Origin of the sequence: Burkholderia sp. WTPI3 (genome assembly GCF_021483755.1) — a bacterium.
Lineage (GTDB): Bacteria > Pseudomonadota > Gammaproteobacteria > Burkholderiales > Burkholderiaceae > Burkholderia.
This window is the reverse complement of the sequence record NZ_JAGIXF010000193.1, coordinates 1-3,378: the sequence shown is the minus strand read 5'-3', so window position 1 is coordinate 3,378 and position 3,378 is coordinate 1. Positions and strand designations below refer to the sequence as shown.

The window sequence follows — 3,378 nt, the reverse complement described above, 5'->3', positions numbered from 1 at the left end:
CGCTCGCGATCGACCTCGACGACGAGATGCCCGGCATCTTCTCGCGCCCGCTGCGCGGCGGCACGCTGAAGTACCTGTGCCTGAGCCTGCTCGACGCGCGCAACCTCGAAACGGCGCTGCATCGTTTCGGCCAGTTCTTCCATATCCTGCTCGACGACTTCTTCGTCGAATCGAAGCGCGACGGCCTCGTCGCACAGGTGCTGCTGCGGCCGAACCCGGCGATGGGCCCGATAGGCGCGCTCGGCCAGGAACTGATGCTCAAGCTCGTGCACGGCGTGTGCTCCTGGCTGATCGGGCAGAAGATCCCGTTGCTGCAGATCGAGTTCGCGTGTCCGCGGCCGCGTCATGCGGTCGAGCACCTGTATTTCTTCTCCGGCTCCGTACAGTTCGACCGCGAGCGCACGCTGATGCGCTTCAGCGCGGATTACCTCGAGGCGCCGATCCGGCAGAGCAAGCGCAACCTGCGCAAGTTCCTCGCGCGTGCGCCGGGCGACTGGATCTTCGAATCGTTCAGCGAACAGCTCGTGTGCCATCGCGTCAGGCAATACCTGTCGGCGGCGCTGCCCGACCTGCCGGTGATCGACCAGGCGGCCGAGCATCTGCATTGTTCGGTGCGCACGCTGAGCCGGCACCTGGCCGCCGAAGGCACGACGTTCCAGGCGCTCAAGGACGAATTGCGGCGCGACATCGCGATCCAGCGGCTCACCGACACGCTCGACACGATCGCGGCGATCGGCGCCGATATCGGCTTCGACGATCCGAGCGCGTTTCATCGGGCATTCCGTCACTGGACGGGCAGTACGCCGGGGACTTACCGGCGGCGCGCGTAGCGCGGTCGTCCGATCCGCGTTCTCTCCCATAAACGGCTCCCTTTGCGGGATCCCATGGACGGCATCCCTTCGTCGATGCCGCCGCACGTGCCGACGGCGGCTCGGGCCGACCGCCGGCCCGGTTCAGCAGACACCCTGTCGCGAGGAACGCCGCATCGCCGGAGCGCATCGGGTGCAGCCCGCCCGGCGCGTTATGGATGCCGCCGCCGATCCGGTTCCCATAACCGGCTTCCCGTCGCCGACCTTCGTCGAGCGCGAGCGGACCGCTGCTTCGCCCCGCCGCCGGATACGCCTGCGCGCCGTTTGCGCGTACCATTTTCCACGCAACCGGCACCGGCAGAACCCGCATCGGGCCGACCCTCGGCGCTGCCGCCCGCGCATCGGGTGGCCGGTTTTGTCACCATGTGGGCCGGATATGACAATGGGAATCCGCCGGCGCGGCATTACGATGGGTCCCGACGTCGCCTGGAGCTGGCCGGTTTTGCCGTAGCGGGCTCATTGGCGCCCCCCTTTCACTGCCTGATTGGAACATCGACCATGAGCTATAACGCCCCCGTCAAGGACATGCTGTTCGTGCTGAAGGAACTCGCGGGCATCGACACCGTTGCGCAGCTGCCGGGCTTCGAGGAAGCCGGTTACGACACGGCGCAGGCCGTGCTCGACGAGTCCGCGAAATTCTGCGGCGAGGTGCTCGCGCCGCTGAACGTCGAAGGCGACCGCAATCCGAGCAGCTGGAAGGACGGCGTCGTGACGGCGACGCCCGGCTTCGGCGCCGCGTTCCGCCAGTTCGTCGAAGGCGGCTGGCAAGGCCTGCAGCATCCGGCCGAATACGACGGCCAGGGTCTGCCGAAGCTGATCGCGACGCCGTGCATCGAGATGCTGAACGCGTCGAACCTGTCGTTCGCACTGTGTCCGCTGCTGACCGACGGCGCGATCGAGGCGCTGCTGACGGCCGGCACCGACGAACAGAAGCAGCGTTACGTGCCGAAGCTGATCTCCGGCGAATGGACGGGCACAATGAACCTGACCGAGCCGCAGGCCGGCTCGGACCTCGCGCTGGTGCGTTCGCGCGCCGAGCCGCAGGGCGACGGCACGTACAAGGTGTTCGGCACCAAGATCTTCATCACGTGGGGCGAGCACGACATGGCGGACAACATCGTCCACCTGGTGCTGGCGCGCACGCCGAACGCGCCGGAGGGCGTGAAGGGCATTTCGCTGTTCATCGTGCCGAAGTTCATGGTCAACGAAGACGGCTCGCTCGGCGCGCGCAACGACGTGCACTGTGTGTCGATCGAGCACAAGCTCGGGATCAAGGCGAGCCCGACGGCGGTGCTGCAATACGGCGACCACGGCGGCGCGATCGGCTATCTGGTCGGCGAAGAGAATCGCGGCCTCGAATACATGTTCATCATGATGAACGCGGCGCGCTTCGGCGTCGGGATGCAGGGCATCGGCGTGGCCGACCGCGCGTACCAGAAGGCTGCCGAATTCGCGAAGGAGCGTGTGCAGAGCCGCCCGGTCGACGGGTCGGCCAGGCAGTCCGTGACCATCATCCATCACCCGGACGTACGCCGGATGCTCGGCACGATGCGCGCGCTGACCGAAGGCGCGCGCTCGCTCGCCTATGTGGCCGCCGCGCACAGCGACATTGCCCACCGCCATTCGGACGAGGCGACGCGGGCACGTCATCAGGCAATCTACGAATATCTGGTGCCGGTCGTGAAGGGCTGGAGCACCGAGATGGTGAACGACGTGGCGAGCCTGGGCGTGCAGGTGCACGGCGGGATGGGCTTCATCGAGGAAACCGGCGCGGCGCAGTACTACCGCGATGCGCGGATCCTCGCGATCTACGAAGGCACGACCGCGATCCAGGCGAACGACCTCGTCGGCCGCAAGACGCTGCGCGACGGCGGCGCGGTCGCCAAGGCGCTGATCGCCGAAATCGGCGAGACTGTCGCGGCGCTCGCCAAGCTGGACGGCGCGGCGGCTGCGTCGATGAAGGCGCAGCTCGAGAAGGGCGCGCGGTCGCTGTCGTCGGTGGTGGATTACGTGCTGGCGAACGCGAAGCAGGACCCGAACGCGGTGTTCGCGGGCAGCGTGCCGTACCTGAAGCTCGCGGGCGTCGTGCTGTGCGGATGGCAGATGGCGCGCGCGCTGCTGGCGGCGCACGCGAACCGCGCGAGCGACACGGCGTTCTTCGATGCGAAGATCGCGATCGCGCAATGCTATGCGGAACACGTGCTCGTGCAGGCAGTCGGCCTCGAAGCGTCGATCGTCGGCGCGAAGGGCAACGAGAGCGTGCTCGCGTTGACGGAAGACCAGTTCTGACCGTAACGGTCGGGGCGCAGGAGGAGACAGGATTTTGACCACACAGGACTTGCTCGCGCAGTACGGCCCGCGCGAATCGATGGAATACGACGTCGTGATCGTCGGCGGCGGCCCCGCCGGGCTGTCTGCGGCGATCCGGCTCAAGCAGCTGGCCGCCGAGAAAGGCACCGAGATCGGCGTGTGCGTGCTCGAGAAGGGTTCCGAGATCGGCGCGCACATT

3 protein-coding genes are annotated in these 3,378 nt (G+C 67.2%); all 3 read left to right on the top strand.

The window, feature by feature from the left end; genetic code table 11:
- Positions 1-830, top strand: an 830-nt coding sequence (locus tag J7024_RS36665) for an AraC family transcriptional regulator (protein WP_234746034.1), incomplete at its 5' end; no start/stop codon positions are given.
- Positions 831-1,367: 537 nt separating this feature from the next.
- On the top strand, positions 1,368-3,158 hold the full coding sequence (locus J7024_RS36660; RefSeq protein WP_175751330.1) for an acyl-CoA dehydrogenase: 1,791 nt from the start codon (positions 1,368-1,370) through the stop codon (positions 3,156-3,158).
- 34 nt (positions 3,159-3,192) lie between these two features.
- Positions 3,193-3,378, top strand: a 186-nt coding sequence (locus tag J7024_RS36655) for an NAD(P)-binding protein (protein ID WP_234746033.1), incomplete at its 3' end; no start/stop codon positions are given.

What these genes read in the sequence shown, in the direction of transcription:
- J7024_RS36660 (WP_175751330.1), top strand. Translation starts at nt 1,368, where the DNA reads ATGAGCTATAACGCCCCCGTCAAGGACATGCTGTTCGTGCTGAAGGAA.